Raw genomic sequence first — 24,473 nt, 5'->3', positions numbered from 1 at the left:
CAAAAAATAACAACAGAATATTTTTATGTGCTATTCACATTTTATGTTTATTGAAAATATTCGTTATATCCTATGTATATCCTCTTTTATATCACATTTTTTTTATTTTTTTTAGAAAGAGTCCACTTTGTTAGTAGATTTCTTCTGATAACGGCTATATTCTGAAATAATCTGACTCCAAAAGCGAATATACCTGCTAAATACAAGTCTACACCAAGATGGACTCCCAGAAAAGCTAAACTTATTGCCAATATAATATTAAAAAAGAAACCGGAAACAAATACCATTTCATCATATGTACCTTGTAAATGCGCCCTGATTCCGCCGATTAATGTATCAAGTGCGGCAAGCACCGCAAGCGATAAATAGTTTGAGTATTCACTCGGTATCGTTAAGTTTGTCATCAGTCCAATCGCTATTCCGAGCACCAGTCCCAACACGGGCAGCCACATGACAATTCTCCTCCTTTTCAGTCTTTAAGCAGTTTCAGCTGTTGTACGTCCAATGGTCTGTCATATGCTTTTAATGTTAGTTTGCTTTCAGATTTACCGGCTTTTAATGCTAAATTTTCAGATGCAAAAAGATCCTCAAGGCCTGACCCCTTCACTCTGCTGTACAACATGTCCGGATCTTTGGCAAGCACTTTTACTGTTAAAGGATAATTGTCAAGAGCGTACCCGTCTATTTTTGTTGTGCCGTTGATATCTCTGATGACTGTATGATTCACAACTCTTCGCTCGTTAATTGAGATATGCTCTGCACCGAAGAAGTTGAGTTCATTCATCAGCTTTTTCAGCAAATCCGGAGGCGGATTTTCGATCGCCTCTCCTGTTAAGCTTTCAGAAAAAAGCGGGGAAATAGTGATGACAATTCCGCTACCTGTTATATCGGTCATGCCGGCTGTTTTTTTTAAGGTTTGCAAAGTATTATTGAGTGCGGTTTCTTTTGTCATTTCTTTCGTTTGCGAATAGCTATTCAGCAGTTTATCATATTTGTTTATTTCAGCCAGCAGCTTTTCCTGCTTCTTCTGCTCTGATGTCAGCTCTTCCCTAATGTCCCACATATCTCTTGTATCCCGGACTTGAGGGTGTTTTAATGAATTAAACTGAACAGAAATCATCAGGCCGAAGATGACCATAAGCACACTGATGCTTATGAAGGAACGCTTTATTTTCAATCTGTTTCACCCGCTTTTTCAGTCATTCCTTCGTTTTCAGAATCGGTTTCATTTGTACGTTTTTCTCTTTTTCTGCCGAAACAGAAATATGATCCAGTGACAGCTGATCGATCAGGCCTCCTGCGATATTTAACGAAGGCAGCAGGACATCCGGATCTCCAATAGCAGATATCGTAAACGGAGCGGGATGCTGCACCCCGTCTACCGTTACAACAGGACCATTGCACTTGATATAAGAATCATGCGTCAACCGCTGTCCATTTACGGCGACGGCAGCTGCTCCCGAGATATACAGTTCGTTTACCACTTGGAAGATATGGCTTTCGTGAACGATATAACTGTTCACATTCTCCCCTTCCGGTATGTATGACGCATCTTCCAATGTCACCTCAACGCCTTCTCCCTGCACGCCGACTTCCCCAATATACATCCTGTATTTTTCTGTATCTTCGAGGACGTTATAGTATTCCGTCTTCTCTTTCTTCAGCTTATTTTCCGCCTGGCGGACTTTGTTTTGCTTTTGATATAATTCTTTTTCAAGCTTCCTATTTTCTTTCTCTTGTTTCAGAAGTTCATCTCTTAGTGCATATTCTTTTTTCCACTCTTCCGTCTCAGCCGCGCTTTTGTTGTTTTCTTTTGTCATTTGAAAAGAAAATGAAATCAAAAAGCCTGCAATAAGCATAATCAAGGAAAGAAGGACTGCTGATTTGCCCCTCAATTTTCATCTTCCTTTTTGGCAGCTTTATCGTTCTTTCCGAACTCTTCAAAATAGGTGGCAACTTCTAAATGAATAATTCCTTTTTTATTGCTGCTAAGCTGTGAAATGATAGAAGGATACGTCTTCATTCGGTCTGCAAAGGTTTTAATAGACGCGGTGACAACATAACCGTCGTTCATGTACAACTTAATACGGTTTTCATCCATTTTTACAGGCGTATAATAAATTTCTGAAATCGACTGTTTTAGCGAATTTGACAGCTCATCAAGCTGCTTGGCCATTTGAGAGCGTTTCTTCGCGTTTGTCCAATTCACCAAAATCGGCCCGGCATCATCCGGTGTTACTTCATTTGGCAGAACTGAGCCGTTTTCAAGCACTTCGTAGTACACATCGTCTTTTTCTAAATAAGCAATCGCTTTATATTCTTCGATTGCAATGTTGATTTTATTAGGAAGCGATTTGCTGATCTCCGCTTTTTTCACTAATTTATTTTGCTGAATCTTCTTTTCTGTTTTTTGCTTGTCCAAACTCCAAAACTCAGTATCTCCGCTGTTAATATCGGAAAGGTCGATAATTTCCTTTTTAGATACATTTTCATTCCCAGTAACAGAGATTGTTGATACTTTACTGATTGGCGTTTGCAGGTACACAATGACCAGCACCATAATAAAAAAGAGCATAATAAATGAAATGAGACGGCGGTTTGCCTTCTGTTTCCTCTGCTCTTTAATTTTAGGGATCCGCTCTTCAATGTTAACGATTTTTTCTCGGTCTTGACCCGGGTTCATTGCCTGTTCACCTCATTCAAATGAAACAGCTGTTAAAAGTCTGTCTATTCCAAAACAAACGGCATACTATGATGCCGTTTGTCGTTTGCTTACAGTATATCATATGAACAGCTTCAGTCAGAACTTGAATCAGCGATTTCCGCCGATGATTTCAACCTCTGTGTGCATATCAATCTCGTATTTTTCACGGATTGTCTTTTTCACATGGTCAATAAGATCAAGTACATCTTTTGCTGATGCTCCCCCCGCATTGACGATAAAGTTTCCGTGCATCTCCGATATCTTTGCACCGCCGATTTGATATCCTTTCAAGCCTGCTTTTTCAACAAGGTTCCCGGCATGATTCGGAAGCGGATTTCTAAAGATGCTTCCCGCACATGGGCTTGAATACGGCTGTGTATTTTTTCTATAGTCTTTATTGCTTTGCATTTGCTGAACGATTGATTCCTTATCCTTCTGCTCCAGCTTCAAAACAGCTTCAAGGCAAACGCCCGGGCGTTTCTTTTGCAATACAGATGTCCTGTAGCTGAAATCCATCTGTTCATTTGTCAGCCACTCAATCGTACCGTCTTCAAATAAAATGTGCGCTTTGACGAGGATCTCGCTCATATCAGAACCGTGAGCGCCGGCATTCATATATACCGCTCCGCCGACTGATCCTGGAATGCCGGCAGCAAATTCCAAACCGGACAGGCCTTTTTTGCTCAATGATGTAGCAAGGCGGACCACTGAATAACCGCCTCCGACGGTTACTTGTTCCCCTTCAAGCTCCAAGTGGTCAAGACCCGCACCCAGCTTAATCACTACGCCTCTTATTCCTTCGTCTAAAACAAGAAGATTTGATCCGCGTCCGATGACTGTCCACTTCACATCATATTTTTTAATCACGTCCATGATGTCTTTAACAGCATCTACACTGCTTGGAATGACCAATACATCCGCAGGTCCGCCGATTTTCATTGTTGTATGATTCGCGAGCGGTTCATTTGCAAGAACCTTGCCGACTTCGCGTTCTTTTAATTCCTGTATCACTTTCTCCATCGTAAACCTCCGCATTCCATTTGCTTTTCTATTATTTTTTCAATTCCTCGAGTACGCTGTATAGACGGGCAGCCGCGTCAGGAACACCGAGTGACTTTGTTCGTTCGCTCATTTCCTTTAACGTTTGCTCATTCAGTACAATCCGGTCTAGCGCTTCAATCAGCTTCTCCCCGCTGAGCTCTGTTTCTTTCAGTACAATCGCCGCATCATGCTGGCCGAGAGATCTCGCATTGACCTCCTGGTGGTTCGCTGTCACGTATGGACTCGGGATCAGGACACTTGGAATTCCAAGAGCAGTAATTTCGGCAATCGTAGTCGCACCGGCTCTGGCCACAATGACATCAATGGCCTTTAAATACTCCGGCATTTGATGAAGAAACGGCTTTGTGACCATATTATCAGCTGCACCCTTGCTTTTCAGCTCATTCATTACTTTTTCATAGTGAACTTCACCGGTGATATACAGCACTTGGTAGTCTCTTGTTTTTAACTCATCCTGCATCTCAATGACAGCGCGGTTAATCGGTGCTGCACCCCTGCTTCCGCCAAAGATTAAAACGGTTTTTTTCTCTTCAGAAAGCCCAAATTCAGCCATTGATCGGCCCGTCTTTATTGAGACGACTTCAGAAGCTCTCGGGTTTCCCGTAAATACAACTTTCTCACTAGGAAAATGTGATTTTGCTTCTTCAAAACAAATCGCTACCTTATTAACATATTTTGAAAGAAACTTATTTGTGATGCCAGGCAGGCTGTTTTGCTCATGGACAATAGTCGGAATTCCCATTTTCGCAGCGGCATAAACCACCGGCCCGCATACATAACCGCCCGTTCCAATCACAGCATCGGGCTTAAATTCCGCTAAATACGATTTGCTCTTTTTGACGCCCTTTAGAAAACGCATCACAGTCTTGACGTTTTCAAATGACAGCTTTCTTTTAAATCCTGTAATTTCAATTGATCGAAACGGTATATTCTCCCGCTCAACAATTTTTTTCTCCAGCCCGTTTTCTGTCCCGATATATAAAAATTCCACATTAGGATGACGTCTTTGCACTTCTTTAATAAAAGCTAGCGCGGGATAAATATGTCCCCCTGTACCGCCTCCGCTTATTGCAATTCGCATATCTTTTCCCCCAGTCTAAGTTTCTCTATAACATAACGATAACCCTGTTTTGTTGGACAGGGTTATCGCATCAATTGTTTCCTAGCTTCCTGTTAGACAGGGCGCTAGGCAAAACATTCGTTAATACCTCGAGTAGCGGCTTACATTCAGCAGCACCCCGACTGCCATCAGCATCAGAGTCAATGAAGAGCCTCCGTAGCTCAGAAACGGGAGCGTGATGCCTGTTACCGGAATCAGGCCCGTGACTACGCCGATATTGATCATGACTTGAATGGCAATCATTGAAATAATACCGACTGCGACAAAGCTTCCGTACAGATCAGGCGCACCAAGCGCAATTCTGATTCCTCTCCAAAGCAGGACGCTGAAGAGGAGCAAAATAAGTGTTCCCCCGATAAAGCCCAGCTCCTCTGACAAGATGGCGAAAATAAAGTCTGTTTGCGGCTCAGGCAGATAAAAGAACTTCTGTCTGCTTTGTCCGAGCCCCATTCCGAACAATCCACCCGGCCCCACTGCATAAAGCGATTGAATGATCTGAAATCCGCTTCCGAGCGGATCTTCCCATGGATTTAAGTATGAGGTAATCCGCTTAATCCGATATGGAGCCGATAGGACGAGCCCGACAAATCCGCTGAGGCCGATCAGCCCGAGAAAGACGAAATGGGCGATCCGCGCGCCGGCTACAAAAATCATGACAATACAAGTTCCGACCATTACTGTCCCCGTTCCGAGGTCAGGCTGGCACATAATAATCAAAAATGCTGAAAACACGATGCCAAGTGCAGGGATGAACCCCCGTCTGAACGATGTAATGTTTTTTTGTTTTTCAGAGAGAAATTTAGCAAGGAATGCAATCATCGCAAGCTTCATAAACTCTGAAGGCTGTATGCTGAATGCTCCGACTCCGATCCAGCTTCTTGAACCGTTCCGCACCATTCCGACGCCCGGTATCAAAACAAGCACCAGAAGGAAAAAGCAGATAACCATCAGCAATTTGGACCATGTCCTCCAAGTCCAATAATCGACATTCATGATAAAAAACATAGCTATGACGCCGATTCCCGCAAACAAAAGCTGCCGTTTCGCGAAAAAGAATGAGTCGTCAAATTTATAATCCGCCCATACCGCACTCGCACTGTACACCATAATTAATCCGATTGTTAATAATAATAACGTAATGATGACCAATAACAAATCAGGCGATGTTTTTTTAGTAGTCAAAGCAATCGACACCCCAAGCTTAAAGTCATTAGGGCTGCCGATTTACTTCAAGACAAGCCCTTACTTAAGCATATGCACGGCATCTATAAACATGTCACCGCGTTCTTCAAATGTTTTGAATTGATCCCAGCTCGCACACGCGGGTGACAGCAGGATGACATCTCCTTCATTTGAGATCGCAAACGCCGCAGATACTGCTTGTTCAACATTATCGACACGTTTGACATGTTGTATTCCCAGCTCATTGCCGAGTTTCTCAAGTTTTGGCGCCGTCTGGCCAAATGTAAGCACTGCTTTGACATGTTTCATATAAGGTTTCAAGTCATCAAAACCATTTCCGCGATCCAGTCCGCCCGCAAGCAAAATGACCGGCTTATCGAAAGCTGAAAGCGCCTTGCTTGTCGCCAAAATGTTTGTTGCTTTACTGTCGTTATAAAATTTGCGGCCATTCACTGTCGTCACATATTGGAGGCGGTGCTTCACGCCAGTAAAGCTTGTCAGCACTTTTTTAACCGCCTCATTGGACGCACCTGCCGTTTTCACAACTGCAATCGCTGCTAAAATGTTCTCCAGGTTATGAGCGCCGGGCAGGACAACCTCTTCCAGAGGAAGAATGGCTTCGCCGTTAAACATAATCATACTGTCTTTTACGTAAGCGCCCTGTTCAAGCGTTTTGCTGGCTGAAAATGGGATCATTTCAGCTTTTCCAGCTTCAGCAAGACGCACAACCGTGTCATCATCTTGGTTGACAATGGCTTTATCTGAGGCAGTCTGATGAAGATACACTTTCTGTTTCGCTTTTTCATAGTTTTCCCGTGTATGGTGATAATCCAAATGGGCGTCAAATACATTTAAAATCAGGCTGATTTCCGGTCTGAAAGCGTGTGTTCCCATCAGCTGGAACGAAGACAGTTCAGTAACGATCCATTCGTCCCCATCAGCATGATAGGCAACCTCACTTGCGACTGTGCCGATGTTTCCGGCAATCAGTGCTTTTTGCGAGTCAGCTTTGAGCATTTCGTAAATCAGCGTTGTCGTGGTTGTTTTACCGTTCGATCCGGTAATTCCGATAAACTTGGCGTTTGTCAGGTAGTAAGCGAGCTCAATTTCCGTCCAAACCGGAATGCCTCTTTTCTCCGCTTCCTGAACCATAATGTTTTCATAAGGAATTCCCGGGTTTTTGATCAGAATCGTGATTTGATGCTGATCGAACAGAGAAACTGGATGCTCTCCACAAACCACTTCGATTCCTTTTTCAGAGAGCTTTTGTGCCGGTTCGTTTTCTTCAAAAGGCTTTTGGTCATTGACTGCAACATAACTGCCTTTTTCATGAAGAATGGAGGCCGCCGCATACCCGCTTTTCGCAAGCCCAAGGATTAAAAAATGCTGATTCTGTAAAAATTGATCATTTTCCACTTATAACCACACCTCGATGTAAATTCCTAAAACGGCAAGCAACAGTCCCGCAGCCCAAAACGTCACGACTACTCTCCATTCAGACCAGCCGACAAGCTCGTAATGGTGATGAAGCGGACTCATTTTGAAAATTCGTTTACCTGTCGTTTTAAAGCTGATGACCTGCAGAATAACAGATAATGTCTCAATAACGAATACACCGCCGATGATAACCAGCAGGATCTCTAATTTCGTTAAAATGGCAATGGTAACGATGGCTCCTCCCAATGCAAGCGATCCCGTATCTCCCATAAACACTTTGGCCGGATGAGCATTAAATACAAGGAAGCCCAGAACTGCGCCGACAACGGCCACTGAGAAAATCGCTACGTCATATTGAGACTGATTCCATGCCAGAATGGCAAAGGCGCCAAAGGCAATCGCCGCAGTACCGGATAATAAGCCGTCAAGGCCGTCAGTCAGGTTAACTGCATTTGATCCGCCGACAAGCATAAAGAGCACCAGAATAAAGTAAGCCCAGCCTAGATCAAATGATAAGTCAGTTCCAGGAACGCGAATATCTGTCGCAAAATTGTAGTAATGGTATACCGCATAAAATACAACTGCAATAATAATTTGGCCGATCAGCTTTTGCTTTGATGTCAATCCAAGGTTGCGCTTCATGACAACCTTGATGTAATCATCTAAAAAGCCAAGCAATCCATAGCCGAGCGTAACAAACAGAAGCAGCACCATTTCGGGGCTTATTTCTGAAAACTTCTGTGTCATCACAATAGTTGTCACTATGATAGAAAGTATAATCATGACCCCGCCCATTGTCGGTGTCCCTGATTTTTTCTGATGTGATTTCGGTCCTTCTTCTCTAATACTCTGGCCGAATTTTAATCTTCTTAAAAACGGAATAAGAATCGGAGAGAGCAGAACACTAATTAAAAAACCCATTAAAATTGTAAACAGAATGACTTGCTCAAGCATTGTCCTTTTCTCCTCCTGTTTCTTTCAAACGACATACGTAGTTATCATATTCATGATTTTTTCCCATATGAAAAATCTTTTCAAGCTCCATTATTCAATAACATCTCTTTCCTATGAATTCGTCTTATTCTTATTGAGTTCAACAATGGCTCTCGCCGCTACTTCAGCATCATCAAAATCGAAGGTTTCATTTCCGATCTGCTGATAGGTTTCATGTCCTTTTCCTGCAATGAGGACAACGTCGCCTTTTTTGGCATTGGCAATCGCGAAAAAGATCGCCTGTTCGCGGTTTGCAATACTGTGATAGTATGCGTTCTCTACTCCGGCTTCCATATCTCTTAAAATCGCGCGAGGGTCTTCGCTTCTCGGGTTATCTGAAGTGAAAATTGGCTCGTCAGCCAGCTCCACAGCAATTTTAGCCATTTTCGGGCGTTTCGTCTTATCTCTGTCTCCACCACAGCCGACAACGACAAATAGCTTTCCTTCTGTCATGTCTCTGCAGGTCTCCAGCACATTTTCAAGGCTGTCAGGTGTGTGCGCGTAATCTACAATGACAGGAAACTCCTGCTGCTGATTGACCAATTCAAAACGTCCTCTTACACCACGCAATTCTTCAACAGCCTCAGTGATGATTTCAAGTGGTATGCCTGCTGCAATACATGTCGCAACAGCGGCCAGCACGTTATACACATTAAATTGTCCGACGAGAGACATCGTGATGTGCTTCGTGCCTTTGTTTGTCACAAGATCAAAGCTTGTGCCCTGTGCAGTGATATTGATGTTCTTCGCCATCACGTCAGCATTGTTTTTAATTCCGTATGTAGAGATATGCGCTGCTGTTACCTTTTCAAAATAAGCGCTCGCCTCATCGTCAGCATTCAGTACGGCACGCTTTGGATGTTCATGGTTGAAAGCCCCGCCAAGTTGGGAAAAGAGCAGGCTTTTTGCATGCCGGTACTCATCCATCGTTTTATGATAGTCCAGATGGTCCTGCGTTAAATTCGTAAACACGGCAATATCATAATCACAGCCATGGACGCGTCCTAAAGACAAGGCGTGGGAAGAAACCTCCATGATAGCAGTGTCGACGTGCTTGTCATTCATTTTCTTAAACGTTTTCTGCAGCGTGACGCTTTCCGGAGTCGTGTTTTTCACTGGAAGTGTTTCGTCTCCGATTTTCATGTACATTGTACCGATCAAGCCTGTGCGTTTTCCCGCTTTTTTCAAGATCTCATCGACCATATGGGTCGTTGATGTTTTGCCGTTTGTCCCCGTTATCCCGATCAGCTGAAGCTTCTTCGTCGGCTGTCCGTAAAACGCATCAGACAAAACGCTGAGCGCGCGAAGTGACTGCCGGACAATAATAACAGGAACATCCACATCGACCTCTCGTTCTGCCACAATAGCCGCTGCGCCGTTTTCTACTGCTTTTTGCGCAAAATCGTGGCCATCCACCGTATACCCTTTTACACATACAAAAAGACTCCCTTTCTTTACTTCTCTGGAGTCCATCTCAATTGAAGTTATTTCAGGGTCTTGTGAGTCGTTTACAGAAGGTTCGGTTGTTAAGTATGTAAGCAGCTTTGTAAGTTTCATCGTATCAAACCTCTCAACATTCTAATTCGTTCTTTTTATCATTGAAGTCACATCAAAGGATGTGGTAATGATTTTAAGCATACAGTTCATATTTTAGCGTAAATAAAAGGATACATCCAGCTAATCTTGAAAGATATCAGCATTTTTTCTGCAATAAAAGAATAGGCAGCCCGAATCAATCGGCTGCCTCCTTTTCATCTTCTTCAGTCAAATACACGCGTATCTTCGAACCCTCTTTTACTTTCGTTCCGGCAGCTGGCGATTGTTTAACGATTTTGCTTCCTTTCCCGGAAGCATCTACATTGAGATTCACCAATAGTGACTCAAGATCTGAGACAGACATCCCTACAACATTCGGAACTTCTATTGTTTTTGTGTCGTTCCATTGGTATTTTTTCTCGATTTGATTTTTCCGGGGCTTCACACCAAGCTCCGGCAGGCTGTCTCTCATAATATTCCCGACAATAGGCGCTGCAACCGTTCCGCCAAACTGAATCGTGCCTTTCGGGTTATCCACCGCAACGTAGACAACCAGACTCGGATCATCGGCGGGCGCGAAACCGATAAATGATACAATATGGTTGTTTTCGAGGTATTTTCCATCTTTAACCTTTTGTGCCGTTCCCGTTTTTCCTCCGACACGATATCCTTCCACAAATGCATTGCGGCCGGTGCCTTCTGCGACAACGCTTTCTAGAGCATAACGGATTTGTTTGGATGTTTCTTCAGAAATGACTTGTTTCTTTGCGATTGGTGATTGTTTTTTGACCGTTTTCTTCGTAACAGGATCGATCCATTCCTTTGCAATATAAGGTGTGTAGAGCGTCCCTCCGTTTACAGCGGCAGATACCGCTGCAACCTGCTGAATCGGCGTGACGGATACTCCCTGTCCGAAAGCCGTTGTTGCTTGCTCCACCGGGCCCACTCTGTCAAGAGGGAATAAGATGCCTGTTCCCTCGCCTTGAAGATCAATCCCCGTTTTTTGTCCAAAACCAAAGTCTTTGATATATTTGAAAAGCTTTTCTTTTCCTAAGCGCTCGCCCAATTCAACAAACCCCGGGTTGCAGGAGTTCTGTACAACTTCTAAATACGTCTGCAGCCCGTGCCCGCCTCTTTTCCAGCACCGCAGTCTCGCTCCGTCCACTTCCGCATGCCCCTTATCATAAAATTGATCCCGTTTTAAATTAACTTTTTGCTCTTCAAGGGCTGCTGCAAGCGTAATGATTTTAAAGGTAGATCCCGGTTCATACGTGCTCCATACTGGCAGATTTCGATTGTAGACGGACGGATCGACTGATTGGTAATCAGCAGGGTCAAAGTCAGGCCTGCTAGACATCCCCAAGATTTCTCCATTTTTCGGATTCATAGCTACGGCAATCATGCCGTCCGGATGATATTTGGCCTCAGCGTTATCAAGCTCTCTTTCCAGTATCGTCTGAACCTTTGAATCAACTGTCAGCTTCATATCAAGCCCATCCTTAGGCGGCGTATAGTCGTCCGCTTCATCAGGCATCTTCTTTCCCTTGGCATCTGTATAAAACTTAACAGAACCTTTTTCCCCTTTTAGATCATCGTCGTAATAGGCTTCCAGTCCAAGGAGCCCTTGGTTGTCAATTCCTGCAAATCCAAGCACATGAGATAAAAAGCTGCCGAACGGGTAATGACGGATACTGTCCTCCGCAACATACACACCTTTTAAATCAAGCGCTTTGATTTCCTTCGCCTTCTCATTTGAAATTTTTCTCCCCTCAGGAGTGATCTTTTCGATTGACGCTTTTTTTGTCACATGTTTATATACTTTTTCTTCTGACATGTTGAGCACCGCCGCAAGCTGCTTGCTCGTTTTCATCGGATTCTGTACTTGGCGCGGCACAACGAATACGGTCGGCGCACTTTTGTTTGTTGCGAGCTTCACACCGTTCCGGTCCAGAATCTCGCCTCTCTCCGGCTCAAACGGCAAGTTACGGCTCCAGGAATCTTTCGCCAGCGAAGTCAGTTTTTCGCCCATCACAAACTGAACATACCCCAGCCTTGTATCAATGATCAGAAACACGATCACGCCAAAAAGCAAAACAAATAATAAACGTTTTCTAACCGTTACATTCGAGACGCGCAAGAGACCGTTCACTCCTTATTTAGGCTTGTTTCATTTTATGCCTGAAATTGGACAGGTAGAACGAGGCTCCTCTGAAGGCATAAAAAAAGAAAGCCTGCATAACGCAAGCTTTCTTTTTAATCAGGATTTTTAAACTGAACCTTGATTACGGTTTTATCTTTTATTTCTTTGTCTTTCTTAACGCTTTGGCTGACAGCGTAGCCTTGGCCGTTTACTTCAATATGAATTCCCGCGAGCTCGCCGTACTGAAGAACCTCTCTTCTAGACCACCCTGTCATATCAGGCATTTTGATTTTGCCGCCCGTTTTCAGGAAAACCTTCTGATTGGTGAGAACTTCCTCATCCGCTTTCGGATACTGTTCTTTTACAGCGACATCACTGCCGATGACAATCGGTGTGAGATTCTCTTCTTTTGCTTTCTTTTGAGCAGCAGTAACCGTTTGATCTGTTAAATCAGGCATTGTCTGCGCTTTTGTTTCTTCCTTATCTGAGTCAGATTTTTCAGTTGGCTCTATGTTTAGGTAATGCAGGCTGTTTTTCATTGTTGGGTTGAAGATTTCTGATACTGGATCTGAACTGCTTTGTCCTGCTTTTAGTTGCGGCTGCTGTACAGCAACATAAATCAAAAGCTCGGGATCATCTTTTGGTGCCATACCCATAAACGAAAAGATATAGTCATCTGTTCCGTCTAAATATCCGCCTTTTCCAGCTATTTGCGCAGTACCTGTTTTCCCGGCAACATCAAAACCTTCGATTTTATAGGCTTGCCCTGTTCCGATCTTCGATGTAACGACTTCTCCCAATATATCCCGCACCTTTTTCGCTGTGCTTGCAGAAATTGGGGTTCCGGCTGATTCCGGCTTATTTTGATAGATGGTTTTATCTTTATCGGGATCAACGATATGATCAATCACATAAGGCTTCATCATTTTGCCGTTATTCGCAATTGCCGTTGCGGCCTGAATCTGCTGAATTGGTGTGACCGCAGACGCTTGGCCATATGCAGTTGACGCCTTATCAAATTCATATTTAAAGTTAATTTTGCTGGAGACTTCTCCTGGCAAATCAATACCTGTTTTCTGGTAAAAATTGAACTTGTGCAAATATTGATTGAGGCGGTCATATCCCAGCTTTTCTTTCGCCAGTTTCGCAAATGCAACATTTGACGATCTAAGGACGCCGTCATGATAGGTTGTCGGCCCCCAGCCTATACCTCTATTATGGTCCCTGACAGGTTCCCCGCCAACTTCAAATGTACCTGATTTATATTTTTCGTTCGCATTAAACACGTTTTCCTGCATCGCAGCAGCAAGTGTAAATATCTTCATCGTTGATCCGGGTTCATACGCATATGAAATCAAATCATTATAGTAGTTTGTCACATCGCGCTTGTTCGGATCAAAGCTTGGCCGCTGTCCCATGGCAAGGACTTTGCCTGTTTTCGGATCGACGACTGCGGCCATAATTTTTTTCGGATTATACTTTTGCGCCACTTTTGTCATGCTGTCTTCCAAAAAGGTTTGAATTTTCTGGTCAATGGTTAAATATACATTGTCACCATTTTTTGGCGCGGTAATTTTATTTTTGCTGTTTGGGAGCTCCCAGCCGGATTTGTCGCTTTCATATGTCACATATCCGTCCCGCTCCTTCAAATACTTATCCAGCACCTTCTCTAATCCCATCGCGCCGGAAATTTCATTTGTGTCCTGATCAACCTCGGCATAGCCGATTAGATTAGATGCAAATATACCGTTTGGATAGTAGCGTTTTGTATCCCGTAAAAATGAAATGCCCGGGAGTTTCATTTTTTCAATTTTTTGCTTTTGTGAATACGTAATATCCCGGCCCGCTGAGCCAAACTCGACTTGTTTTGCATCTTTATTTAAGATATCAAGGATGTCGGCCTTGTCCAAGTTTATCACTTTAGACAATGCTTCCGCCGTTTTTTCTTTGTCTACGACATGCTGAGGATGCTTGACATCAGTGGTCATTTTTTTATCGAGAATCGCAATCAGCTTATACGTCGCCGTGTCCTCAGCAATCACTTTTCCGTTTCGATCTAAAATCGAGCCGCGGCTTGCCTCGATGGTCCGTTTCTTTTCATGCTGCTCTGTCGCTTTTGTCGCAAGCACTTCGCCGTCCGCTTTTCCGGTTATTTGAATATATGCCATTCTCCCTAGGATGACAAAGAAAAAGAGAGCGAAACAAATACTTAGAATCGCTGCTCCTCTATTCATAAATTTATTCTTTTTTGGCATTTGAATCATTCCTGTATGTTTTTCACTTTTTTATCTTTTAAATTCAAGCCGTTCTTTTTCGCAATGTCCATAATACGCTGCGGTTTGCTTAAATCAGCAACGCTTTTTTCGAGGTCACCAATTTGCTTATTTTCGGATGAAATTTGCTCCTCAAGCTTTTGCACCTCAATATTGGTTTGATATGCCGCATATGCCTTCGATACGATCAAAAGCGATACGCTGAGCACCGCCGCAGCAAAGAGGACAAGAAGCACTTTTTCTCCGAGAGTAATGGAAGCCCTTTTTTTGACAATCACTTTTTTCTCAGGATTGATCGCATGCCGCTGCTGTTTCTCTGGTTGGTAAGCTAAATTGCTCATAGGCTGATGACCTCCTTTTAATTTTGCATTCGCGTTTCGTTATTTTCTTTTTTCAGCAATCCGAAGCTTGGCAGAACGGGCCCTGTTGTTCTCTTCAAGCTCTTCTTGAGATGCCGTAATCGGTTTTCTTGTGATGAGCTTTAGCTCCGGCTCAAACTCTTCCGGTATAACAGGAAGACCCGGAGGAAGTTCCGGAAGCGACGACTTTTCTTTAAAAGTGGTTTTGCAAATTCTGTCTTCTAGCGAGTGGAAGGTAATGACTGATACCCTGCCCCCTGGCTTCAGAACCTCAATTGCCTGCTCCAAAGCTTCTTCAAACACCCTAAGTTCATCGTTTACGGCAATTCTTATTGCCTGAAACACGCGTTTAGCGGGATGTCCCCCGCTCCTTCTCGCTGGAGCGGGAATCGCGTCTTTTATTAGATCGACCAGTTGGCCCGTAGTTTGAATAGGAGACTTCATTCTTGCCTCCTCAATTTTTCTGGCGATCTGTTTACTGAACTTCTCTTCTCCGTATTTAAAGAAAATACGGACGAGATCCTCATAGCGCCACTCATTAACGACTTCTTTCGCCGTAAGCGTAGCCGACTGGTCCATCCTCATGTCCAACGGTGCGTCATGATGGTAACTGAATCCGCGCTCCGGTGTATCCAGCTGCGGAGAGGACACCCCTAAATCAAATAAAATACCGTCTACTTCTGTAATACCTTGTTCATTCAAACATTCTTTTAAATACCTGAAATTGCTTTTAATCAGAATAAGCTGCCCTTTATAATCGGACAACGCTTCTTTCGCATGCTGTAATGCCATATCATCTTGGTCAAAAGCGATTAAACGCCCCTTCTCGGATAACTGCTGCAATAAGTATGTACTGTGCCCAGCTCCGCCGAGTGTGCAGTCTACATATGTACCGTCCGGTTTAATATTGAGTCCGTCTACGGTTTCACGAAGAAGTACTGTCTTGTGTTGAAACATTTTGTGTTGGTCCCACCTTTTATCAGGATGAATTGAAATTGTTTTTAGAGTGTTATACACGAAGAATCATTATATATCAAACCCAATCATGTTTTCAGCAATTTCAGCAAATGAATCTTCTTGCTCTTCTGTGTATTGTTCCCAAATTACTTTACTCCACAATTCAATTCGATTAGAAACCCCGATAACAACACATTCTTTTTCCAGTTTGGCGTAATTCAATAGAGATGATGCAATATTTACCCTGCCTTGCTTGTCCAGTTCGCATTCGGTCGCCCCTGAAAAGAAGAAACGGGTAAACGCGCGGGCATCTTTCTTTGTGAGAGGAAGAGCTTTCAGTTTTTCTTCAATTTGTTTCCATTCGTGCATAGGGTAGCCGAAGAGACATTGGTCAAGCCCTCTGGTCAGCACAAATTGCTCACCTAGGCCTTCTCTAAATTTAGCGGGTACGATCATGCGGCCTTTCGCATCGATGGTATGCTGATATTCACCCATAAACATGATCTCTTGCCCCACTTTCTCTCCTTAACTCACCACTATTCACCACTTCGCTCCACAACTTCATTTTACACTGTTTACCCATAAAAAAAAACCCTGAACTATTCAGGGTTCTTTAAAACTTTATTTCAAAGTTTGACAACTTGATGTTGATTTTGAAAAGAAAATGGCAGATTCTTGAATGTCATGAAGAATTTTGGACCGTACCTGTTCAAATAATACATGATATTCCAAATCCGTTCTTGCGGTGCAAGAAGCGGCTTAATGCTATTTTGAATTCTCTCATAATCCTTCAAAACGTAGCCTTCTTTTTCTTCAATTCGCTTCGTCACCGTGCGCTCTAAGAATTGAAGCTGATCCTGAATAAAAGCGGCATTTTTCAGGAGTAAAGGTTCCATGCTTTGATCGACCTTTAACGCCTCCTGCCGGACCGTTTTGTGAATCGCTTCAATTTGGCTTCTCGCTTGATCCATCACCGCCGTAAACTCTTCCGGAATCTGGCGCTCGAAGTATGTCTCTCTTTGATTCTCCGTACCGCGCTCAATCGCATCTTGTAACGAGATATTCCGTTCAGCCAGTTTTTTCTCAATATGCCGCTCAAGTATCGTAATGTTCAGCCTTGGCATGACAGGAGGCATTTTGAAGCCCATCACCGCAAAAGCTTGTTTGAGTTCACCCCAATAGTTGATTTCACCGGGCCCTGCAATAAATGCTAAAGTCGGAATGAGAAATTCCTGCATTAAAGGTCTCGTTACAACATTGTTGCTGAAGCGCTCCGGATGTTCTTCCATATGCGTATGAAGTTCATCCATCGTCCATCCTAGATCAAGCTCTTTGACAACAAATCGGCCGTTATCTTTTTCAATTAAAAAACGTTCTTCTTCATATTCATAAAACAGATTCGCTTGCTCTTTTCCGGACTCGATAATCGGTTTGTAGCCTGCTTGGCGCATGAAGGCCTGCTGATCTGATACAGCGCGGGCGAGTTCATCATTTTCTCGAAGAATCTTTTGGAACATGGCCGTTTCCAGCTTTTTAATCCCAGGATCTCCAGAATTTAATAAAACTAAGCCCTCCTCTTGGAACAGATCCGCGATCAGCAGCTCAAAGAAGTCAGTAAACGTAACAGATTCTCGTAAACATCGTTTCACATTGTCAAGAAGTGAATTCGTGTGGTCTGTTTCTTCAAAAGCGGCAAACACATCATCTATCCACGCGGAACACTTTTCCTGGTCAAGCGTTGTGCTCGCTGCTGATGACTTCTTCCAATATGACTGAGACAGCTTTTTTTTCACAGGACCATTCTCTTCAGAAATATGAACAAAATTAATCTCATCCAAATCGTGGTCTTCTCCGGCCACCCAGAAGATCGGTATGACAGGCACTTGCAGTTCCTTTTCTTGTTGCTTTGCTAAAACAATGATTGAAATGATTTTATGTATGGTGTAAAGCGGCCCTGTTAAAAGTCCTGCCTGCTGTCCGCCGACTACAGCGGCACTTGACGGGTCCTTCAGCTTCTCAATAGCGGACTGCATCGCACTTGAACCGAATTTATTATGGTACGAGGATAAGTACGCCGCCAATTCCTCTCTCGCGAAAAACCGGGAGGATAAGTCTTGCAGTCTTTCACGCCACATGTCCTTATGATGAATGCTGTAATCAAAAAAAGAAGACATTTCTTCTTTGCCATCTATATAGTGCTGTACAAACACATTCTGATTTTTGATGGAAAGTTCAGTTAGCTGCATCTTCTAGAACTTCCTTTCTCCAATAAATAGTTAGTTATCCGAAATGAGTATAGCATGTTACCGAAAAAGCTCAAAAGACTTTGTTTGTATTTCGCTCCAATGCTTTGATGCTGCCGTATAAAAACGCTAGATGGACGGCATCAATTCCGTGAAGACTTGCTTCCTTCAATAAGTATCCGATGATGGCGTCAGCTTCCGTTTGCCGGCCTTCAATGACGTCAACCAGCATTGAAGAGCGATTTTCTTTCGTTAGTCTGCAAACGGCCTGAACCCGCTCCCAAGCCTCTTCTTCGTTTTCAAGCCTTAATATGCGGCACGCCTCCTGAAATACCAGCTTCATAAAAGCCAGATAAGCTGGCGTTGTCAGCAGGTCTCCATTTTTCACCTGCAATAACGCAGTTAAAGGATTAATACACGCATTTACAATCAGCTTGCCCGTTAGCAGACGGTACCAATCCGTCTCATAACAAATCGGAAAATCCGAGTGGTTATGCTTAAACAAGATGTTCAGCCGATCTGGTTCAGCATCGAACGCGCTCCATTTTATCGCACCTAAGCCTGTATGATCAACAGCTGTATCCGATTTTCTTACAGCCCCGTGCTCAACGATTCCAACATAAATAGAGTGGCCAACGTGCCAGTCTTTTAGGTTGTGGATATGCCCCATGCCGTTTTGCAAAAATAATATATTCGTTTTTCCGATCCGTTCAAGCGACGGAAAAACAGACTGAAGCTGATGCTGCTTCACTGTCACGACAAGCAGATCGAAATCCGAATTGATACGCGTGTCTGCACTGCAACCAGCGCTGAATTCCTCCCCGCCTTTATAAAGCCGGATTCCTTCAGACTGAATGGCCGTAGCCTGTTCCTGCCGCCTCGTCACAACAGTCACGTCGTGATCAAGTGACAAATAATAGGCGCATAAAAGACCGACGGAGCCTCCGCCGATAATTCCAATTTTCATGATGTCACACCCAATTTAGCTTTTACGTATTATCATAGCAGAAGTATGAAGAAATTACTTCTCAAAGATCCCATGTGCTTAAAATTAAAGTTTAAATATTTGGATTTTTTAAATAAAGCGTTTACAATATATATATAGAAACAACAAAGGGGGAGATTGGTTTGACAAAGGTAGAACGTCTGCTTATCAACTATAAAACGCTGGAAGAATTCAAGAAATTTAAAGAATACGGCATTCAGGAGCTTTCAATGCTTGAAGATCTTCAGGATAATATTATTGAAAATGACAGCACTTCGCCTTTTTACGGGATTTATTTCGGCGATAAACTTGTAGCACGAATGAGTCTGTATCAAGTTAACGGCAAATCGAATCCCTATTTTGACAATCGCCAGGATTATTTGGAGCTGTGGAAGCTTGAGGTTCTTCCAGGCTACCAGAACAGGGGATATGGGAGAGCCTTGGTTGAATTTGCAAAATCATTCAAAATGCCAATCCGGACAAATCCGCGAATGAAATCAGCAGAATTTTGGAACAAAATGAACTTTAAGACTGTTAAATATGATATGGCGCGGGACAAAGGGGAAAACCCGCTCATCTGGCATCCTGATATGGATCGCGAAATGACACCGGGAGAGTCCGCATAGACATAAAAACAACCGGCCTATTCTTCCTATAGGGCCGGTTCATTTCAAGCGTTTCTTTACGTTTCTTGAGCCGCTTTTTTCATTCTTCCGTCTTCCTTGGATACAACCATTTTTCTGGCCCGATCCATAATGTCGATCAGTGCCTTGTAATCCTCTTCTGTCATCTCTAGCTGATTCCGCAATGTTTGATTTTCATTCCGCAAATCCTCAAGCTCTTTTTGCAGGGATTGGATTTGCTCCTTCAATTTTTCTCTTTCGAGCTGAAATTCTTGTGCAGAAGGTGCTTCTTTAAATTGTTCGAGAAATCGAATGACATCCTGAATGGACAAGTCTCGTTTTCCTTCTGACGATGCCGAGGCAGTCTGCTTCACGGAATTCGGCATATTGACCGAATGAACGCCGATTTGCTTTCTCAGTTCTTTCCTCTGCTTTTTCGCAAGCTCTATACCTGACTGGTATTGTTTTCTTACATACGAGTTCCACCTGAAACCGCAGGCTGCCGCAGTTCTGGTCAGCGCCCTTCCTACCTCCTCAAAGGCGGAAAGCTGTGTTCCTCCCTCTCGAATATGACGAAGCACCACTTCTGCCAGCAGCAAATCCTCATCCTGAGTCCAAGCATCTTGTCTTGTAATGGTCAAATTCAATCTCCCTCCATGTCAGCTTATTTATCTCATACATATGCCGGTAATAGATTAGATAGACTATTTGCACTCACAAATTTTCCGCAAGCTGACAGGAAGAGAAAAAGAAAAAGCGCAGGGCTTTCACCCCGCGCTTTTCTCATTAGTTACTTTTTACATTTATGTCTTTGCCGTTGTATGATCCGCATGCTTTGCATACACGGTGAGACAACTTCATCTCTCCGCATGACGGACATTCTGTCATACCAGGTACATTAAGTTTGAAATGTGTACGGCGCAATCTTTTCTTCATTTTAGAAGTTCTTCTAAAAGGTACAGCCATTATTCCCACCTCCTTAAAGAGTTAAGATTCATCATCTTGTTTTAAGAGCTTTTCGAGGGCTGCAAGTCTCGGATCAACTTGTTTCTTCTTGTCTTCTTCCGAAATGACTTGCCAGTCCTTTCCTTCTTGAGGAGCAGCTCCTTTTTCTTGTTCAGATTCACAAAAGATTTGCATAGGGATTTCTAAAAGAATTTCTTCTTTCACGATCGGAGTTAAGTCGATAGTATCGTCCTCAACAATGTGAACGTCAAAATCTTCTATATCATCCGTGTGATGAAATATAAACAGTTCTTTTGTTGAAATTTCAAATGGATACGGGACATCAACGAGTGTTCTTGAGCATGGCAAAATCATTTCGCCTGAAATTGTAAAATCAAACGAAACCTGTTTGGATTTGATATCCGCTCTGCCCTTCACCCGGACGGGAGAAATGCGGCGAATGTCAGAATTCAGCTTTGTCAGCTCATTTAACTCAACTGTTTCATCAAATTCAAAACTTTGTTTTGGCATTTGATGCAGCTGATAAATCGTCCATTTCATTTGTATCACCTCAGGAAAGCAACAAACATGATTATAGCTTTTAAGATTGTTTTTGTCAATATTTTTTCTTTACAGCATAATGCTGCCATCCAAGCATCGTTGACAGCGGAATATGCTATGCATACACTTAAAACAAAAATAAGGCGTAAGAGTTTTCATTTGCAAATGTACCATACGTTTTTAAACATAGCAAGAAAGGCGGAAAAAATATGAATGCTGTCGGATTGGTGGTTGAATATAATCCCTTTCATAACGGTCACCTTTATCATGCCCAAACAGCAAAGCGGCAAACCGGATGCGACACGGCTGTCGCGGTGATGAGCGGGCATTTTTTACAGCGTGGGGAACCGGCTGTTGTGTCAAAATGGGCCCGAACAAAAATGGCGCTGCAAAGCGGAGTTGATCTTGTTATTGAGCTGCCTTATCTTTATGCCGTGCAAAAAGCGGACATTTTTGCACGCGGCAGTGTTTCCATCCTAAACGAAATTGAATGTGAGGCGTTGTTTTTCGGGAGTGAGAATGGGGATATCAAGCCGTTTTTAGAAACAGCACAGCTTATTAATGAGCATAAACATACATTTGATGACCGAATTAAAGAAGAACTTAAAACGGGGACGAGTTATCCAGCAGCGGCGGCTAGCGCCTTCAGCTCCATTTTGCATTCCGAAAGTGCACTTGACTTGTCAAAACCAAATAACATTTTGGGATACCAGTATGTGACTTCGATTCTAACCGGGGGATATCCTATGAAACCTTATACCACGGCACGCATCTCTTCGGACTATCATGATGCCGATCTCCCTGAAGGCGAAAACCCTATCGCAAGCGCCACAAGCATTAGAAAAGCGATGACTGGCCAGAGTCTCGAAGCCTGCCTTCGTTTTCTCCCTGCTGCATCTGCACGAGAATTAGCAGCTTACCGCAAATCTTTCGGATTGTGGCATACACCTGAGAGCTACTTTTCTTACTTAAAATACAGCCTTTCAACAGTAACAGCACAGGAATTACAGCAAATATACGAGGTGGAGGAAGGTTTAGAGCACAGAATTCTTCGTTCGATCAGGAAAGCCAGCTCCTATCTGGAATATATGGAGCTGCTGAAAACGAAACGTTATACATGGACAAGGCTCCAGCGGATGAATACGCACATTTTAACCAGAACAAAAAAACAGGATATAAAAAAGCTGCTTGACGACGATAAGGTGCCATATACCAGGCTTCTCGGCATGACGAAAAAAGGACAGGCTTATTTATCCGAAAAGAAAAAGACACTTTCTGTTCCGCTTGTCAGCAAACTGTCCTCTTTCTCTCATCCAGCTCTCGATCTGGACATAAAAGCAAGCAGAATTTACAGCCTGCCGATAGAAGAGCCGCTGAGAACCGAGTTTGACCTGCAGGAATACGGACATGCACCGATTCGCTATGACGAAGATGGACAACACTTTTTAAATGTATAGAAAAAGCACCTGAGAATCAGGTGCTTTTCGCTTTCAGCTTATTCAAATAGTCAATCGCATCCTGCATGGTATCAACAGGCACAATCTTCATATCTGAATCAATATCTTTTGCTGTTTTTACAGCATTTTCATAATCGGAATTGCTGGCGCCGTTTTGATTTGGCGCGAAGAAAATGTCTTTTCCGGCTTTGTCTGCGGCGACGACTTTTTGATCAATTCCGCCAATCGGGCCTACTTTTCCGTCAACATCGATGGTACCTGTTCCCGCAATATCATAACCTTTTGTTTCGTCTGTTTTTGTCAGCTGATTATAGATTTCAAGAGACATCATTAACCCTGCCGACGGGCCGCCGATATTCTCGATTTCAAAATCAATATCCGGCTCCACTTTGACGTTTCTGTCCGTATAAAGTGAAACACCGATCCCAGCCCGTTGCGGCTCATCAGGGAATTGTTTTAACGTAAGAGTGACACGCTTTTCTTTTTCTTCTCTTTCGATCTTTAACGTCACTTTATCGCCTGCGTTTTTGCTGCTGATATAATCAATCAGCTTTTCAGCTGACTGATAGTTTTTGCTGTCTGCACTGATGATTTTATCACCGACCTCTATTTTCCCTTTTGCCGGCATGTTTTCTACAACTGAGCTTGCATATATGCCGTTAAAGGAATAGCTGACTTTTTTTCCTGCTTTTTGATAGGCGGCTATAACCGCGTTTTCTTGCGAGCTTTTCATCATTTGGAGCTGCCTTTTCATATACTCCTTATCTGACTCGCCTTCTTCCTTAATGCTCTCATCAGGAACAATTTCATAATAAGGGTGCATCTTTGCCCACACATATGTAAACGGATTAGCCGGTCCCACTTTGACAGTCATTAAGGACAAGCTTCCTTTTTCCGGGTAGCCTCCCTCCACTTTTATCAATGGAGCAAGCTCTGTCGCTTCTCCCGGTTTTGTAATATAGTATGGAAGTTTTATAAATGATAAAACGGCGATCAGTATGAGGATGACGAGCATCCAGCTAAAATGTTTTTTACGTAGCAAATTATGAGCCCTCCCAATTCTCTATTTCTTTTCTTATCTTGCTGATCATTCGGTTTGTCGCCACTTCGCCTGCCGATATCATTTCTTCAATATTGGCAAACGAGCTTGAGCTGTATGTTTCAAGAGAAGGGCGAATCATGATATCTGCGGCAATCGTTTGATGCCGCACCAATTCATTTTGCAGGATATCCATACTTTGCATAATCACATCAAAAATATGCACTGCTGTTTCAGTTTTTCGAACCCTGGAAACATCCGAAGCGATGATAATATCAGCTCCCATGTCTTTTACAACAGAAACCGGAATTCGATCGACGACCGCGCCGTCTACAAGAAGGCGTCCGTCCAGCCTCTGCGGAATAAAGATACCCGGTATGCTGATGCTGGCCCTCACTGCATCTGACACTGATCCTTTGCGGAACACAATCTTTTCTCCCGTCTGTAAATCACATGCAACAATGCCCAGCGGAATTTGGAGCTCTTCAATCGGTTTTCCGAATGTATAAGCATGCACAAGCTGTCTGACACGGTCACCTTTTAGAAAACCGAGCTTCGGCACCGTATAATCAGCATAAAGCCTCCGTTTAAAGGCTTTGGCTACTTTTTTCATCGTTGCCACGTCATGGCCGGCGGCATAAAAACTGCCCACCAAAGCGCCCATGCTGCTTCCTGCAATCATATCCACATGAATTTGATGCTTATGTAAACTGGAAAGCACACCGAGATGAGCAAGCCCTCTGGCCCCTCCCGATCCTAACGCTAACCCGATTTTAGGTTTGGCCAAAGCGTTAACCTCCTGCCTGAATTCCCTGTATACCGAATTCTATGGTCTAAACTGAACCCCTATGCTCGTA

At 43.4% G+C, this 24,473-nt stretch carries 25 protein-coding genes; 3 read left to right on the top strand and 22 right to left on the bottom strand.

Annotated features, from left to right (window positions below):
• Positions 1-86 precede the first annotated feature (86 nt).
• From CDO84_RS07275 to CDO84_RS07195, 17 genes are all read right to left on the bottom strand, one after another.
• Positions 87-452, bottom strand: coding sequence for a small basic family protein (locus CDO84_RS07275; RefSeq protein WP_003238683.1), 366 nt, complete (start codon positions 450-452; stop codon positions 87-89).
• A 17-nt stretch (positions 453-469) separates the two neighbouring features.
• On the bottom strand, positions 470-1,177 hold the full coding sequence (locus tag CDO84_RS07270) for a DUF881 domain-containing protein (RefSeq protein WP_040083216.1): 708 nt from the start codon (positions 1,175-1,177) through the stop codon (positions 470-472).
• A gap of 22 nt (positions 1,178-1,199) precedes the next feature.
• On the bottom strand, positions 1,200-1,895 hold the full coding sequence (locus CDO84_RS07265; protein ID WP_014663891.1) for a DUF881 domain-containing protein: 696 nt from the start codon (positions 1,893-1,895) through the stop codon (positions 1,200-1,202).
• Positions 1,892-2,683, bottom strand: a complete 792-nt coding sequence (gene divIB, locus CDO84_RS07260) for a cell division protein DivIB (protein ID WP_014663890.1) — start codon at positions 2,681-2,683, stop codon at positions 1,892-1,894. The genes CDO84_RS07265 and divIB overlap by 4 nt, the downstream gene beginning before the upstream one ends.
• Before the next feature lie 129 nt (positions 2,684-2,812).
• Positions 2,813-3,724, bottom strand: coding sequence for a UDP-N-acetylmuramate dehydrogenase (gene murB / locus CDO84_RS07255; RefSeq protein WP_014663889.1), 912 nt, complete (start codon positions 3,722-3,724; stop codon positions 2,813-2,815).
• 31 nt (positions 3,725-3,755) lie between these two features.
• A complete protein-coding gene (murG, locus tag CDO84_RS07250; RefSeq protein ID WP_040083217.1) occupies positions 3,756-4,847 on the bottom strand; it encodes an undecaprenyldiphospho-muramoylpentapeptide beta-N-acetylglucosaminyltransferase in 1,092 nt (363 codons plus the stop codon).
• 120 nt (positions 4,848-4,967) lie between these two features.
• The gene (gene spoVE / locus CDO84_RS07245; protein WP_014663887.1) at positions 4,968-6,068 is read right to left on the bottom strand and encodes a stage V sporulation protein E; all 1,101 of its coding nucleotides are present in this window, start codon (positions 6,066-6,068) and stop codon (positions 4,968-4,970) included.
• A 60-nt stretch (positions 6,069-6,128) separates the two neighbouring features.
• Positions 6,129-7,484: a UDP-N-acetylmuramoyl-L-alanine--D-glutamate ligase gene (murD, locus tag CDO84_RS07240; protein ID WP_040083218.1), complete on the bottom strand. Its 1,356-nt coding sequence runs from the start codon at positions 7,482-7,484 to the stop codon at positions 6,129-6,131.
• Complete coding sequence (mraY, locus tag CDO84_RS07235; RefSeq protein WP_003238695.1) at positions 7,485-8,459, bottom strand: phospho-N-acetylmuramoyl-pentapeptide-transferase; 975 nt, start codon at positions 8,457-8,459, stop codon at positions 7,485-7,487. It lies immediately after the preceding gene.
• Between the two features lie 111 nt (positions 8,460-8,570).
• Positions 8,571-10,055 (bottom strand): UDP-N-acetylmuramoyl-L-alanyl-D-glutamate--2,6-diaminopimelate ligase, encoded by a 1,485-nt coding sequence (locus CDO84_RS07230; protein WP_040083219.1) that lies wholly within the window; start codon positions 10,053-10,055, stop codon positions 8,571-8,573.
• Between the two features lie 175 nt (positions 10,056-10,230).
• Positions 10,231-12,171, bottom strand: a complete 1,941-nt coding sequence (locus tag CDO84_RS07225; protein WP_014663883.1) for a stage V sporulation protein D — start codon at positions 12,169-12,171, stop codon at positions 10,231-10,233.
• 116 nt (positions 12,172-12,287) lie between these two features.
• Positions 12,288-14,429, bottom strand: coding sequence for a penicillin-binding protein 2B (gene pbpB, locus CDO84_RS07220; protein ID WP_040083220.1), 2,142 nt, complete (start codon positions 14,427-14,429; stop codon positions 12,288-12,290).
• A 5-nt stretch (positions 14,430-14,434) separates the two neighbouring features.
• Complete coding sequence (ftsL, locus tag CDO84_RS07215) at positions 14,435-14,788, bottom strand: cell division protein FtsL (RefSeq protein WP_040083221.1); 354 nt, start codon at positions 14,786-14,788, stop codon at positions 14,435-14,437.
• 39 nt (positions 14,789-14,827) lie between these two features.
• Entirely contained in the window at positions 14,828-15,763 is a 936-nt protein-coding gene (gene rsmH, locus CDO84_RS07210; RefSeq protein WP_014663880.1) for a 16S rRNA (cytosine(1402)-N(4))-methyltransferase RsmH, read from the bottom strand.
• Between the two features lie 69 nt (positions 15,764-15,832).
• Positions 15,833-16,264, bottom strand: a complete 432-nt coding sequence (gene mraZ / locus CDO84_RS07205) for a division/cell wall cluster transcriptional repressor MraZ (protein ID WP_003221402.1) — start codon at positions 16,262-16,264, stop codon at positions 15,833-15,835.
• A 125-nt stretch (positions 16,265-16,389) separates the two neighbouring features.
• A complete protein-coding gene (gene bshC / locus CDO84_RS07200; RefSeq protein ID WP_040083222.1) occupies positions 16,390-18,009 on the bottom strand; it encodes a bacillithiol biosynthesis cysteine-adding enzyme BshC in 1,620 nt (539 codons plus the stop codon).
• A 70-nt stretch (positions 18,010-18,079) separates the two neighbouring features.
• Entirely contained in the window at positions 18,080-18,973 is an 894-nt protein-coding gene (locus tag CDO84_RS07195; RefSeq protein WP_040083223.1) for a 2-dehydropantoate 2-reductase, read from the bottom strand.
• Positions 18,974-19,134: 161 nt separating this feature from the next.
• Between CDO84_RS07195 and CDO84_RS07190 the strand changes: the two genes are divergently transcribed.
• A complete protein-coding gene (locus CDO84_RS07190) occupies positions 19,135-19,617 on the top strand; it encodes an N-acetyltransferase (RefSeq protein ID WP_040083224.1) in 483 nt (160 codons plus the stop codon).
• 56 nt (positions 19,618-19,673) lie between these two features.
• On the opposite strand, the gene gerR is transcribed toward CDO84_RS07190, so the two are convergent.
• The 3 genes from gerR to CDO84_RS07175 all read right to left on the bottom strand — a co-directional run bounded on the left by gerR (position 19,674) and on the right by CDO84_RS07175 (position 21,120).
• Positions 19,674-20,255: a sporulation-specific transcriptional regulator GerR gene (gene gerR, locus CDO84_RS07185; RefSeq protein WP_040083225.1), complete on the bottom strand. Its 582-nt coding sequence runs from the start codon at positions 20,253-20,255 to the stop codon at positions 19,674-19,676.
• Positions 20,256-20,400: 145 nt separating this feature from the next.
• Entirely contained in the window at positions 20,401-20,580 is a 180-nt protein-coding gene (rpmF, locus tag CDO84_RS07180; RefSeq protein ID WP_003154457.1) for a 50S ribosomal protein L32, read from the bottom strand.
• A gap of 21 nt (positions 20,581-20,601) precedes the next feature.
• On the bottom strand, positions 20,602-21,120 hold the full coding sequence (locus tag CDO84_RS07175; protein ID WP_040083226.1) for a YceD family protein: 519 nt from the start codon (positions 21,118-21,120) through the stop codon (positions 20,602-20,604).
• Positions 21,121-21,147: 27 nt separating this feature from the next.
• On the opposite strand from CDO84_RS07175, the gene CDO84_RS07170 reads away from it, so the two are divergent.
• Together CDO84_RS07170 and CDO84_RS07165 are read left to right on the top strand one after the other, a co-directional pair.
• Complete coding sequence (locus tag CDO84_RS07170; RefSeq protein ID WP_040083227.1) at positions 21,148-21,333, top strand: hypothetical protein; 186 nt, start codon at positions 21,148-21,150, stop codon at positions 21,331-21,333.
• A complete protein-coding gene (locus CDO84_RS07165) occupies positions 21,330-22,577 on the top strand; it encodes a nucleotidyltransferase (protein WP_040083228.1) in 1,248 nt (415 codons plus the stop codon). Before CDO84_RS07170 ends, CDO84_RS07165 begins: the two co-directional genes overlap by 4 nt.
• Positions 22,578-22,593: 16 nt before the next feature.
• Here CDO84_RS07165 and ddcP read toward each other — a convergent pair whose 3' ends face one another.
• Both ddcP and CDO84_RS07155 read right to left on the bottom strand, forming a co-directional pair.
• Positions 22,594-23,619 carry a protease DdcP gene (gene ddcP, locus CDO84_RS07160; RefSeq protein WP_040083229.1) on the bottom strand — a complete coding sequence of 342 codons (1,026 nt, stop codon included), beginning with the start codon at positions 23,617-23,619 and terminating at the stop codon, positions 22,594-22,596.
• Position 23,620: 1 nt separating this feature from the next.
• Positions 23,621-24,403, bottom strand: coding sequence for a patatin family protein (locus CDO84_RS07155; RefSeq protein WP_040083230.1), 783 nt, complete (start codon positions 24,401-24,403; stop codon positions 23,621-23,623).
• Positions 24,404-24,473 lie beyond the last annotated feature (70 nt).

Origin of the sequence: Bacillus sp. MD-5, assembly GCF_002201875.1 — a bacterium.
GTDB lineage: Bacteria > Bacillota > Bacilli > Bacillales > Bacillaceae > Bacillus > Bacillus stercoris.
Note: the sequence above shows the minus strand (reverse complement) of the source record. Positions and strands in the feature narration are given on the sequence as shown.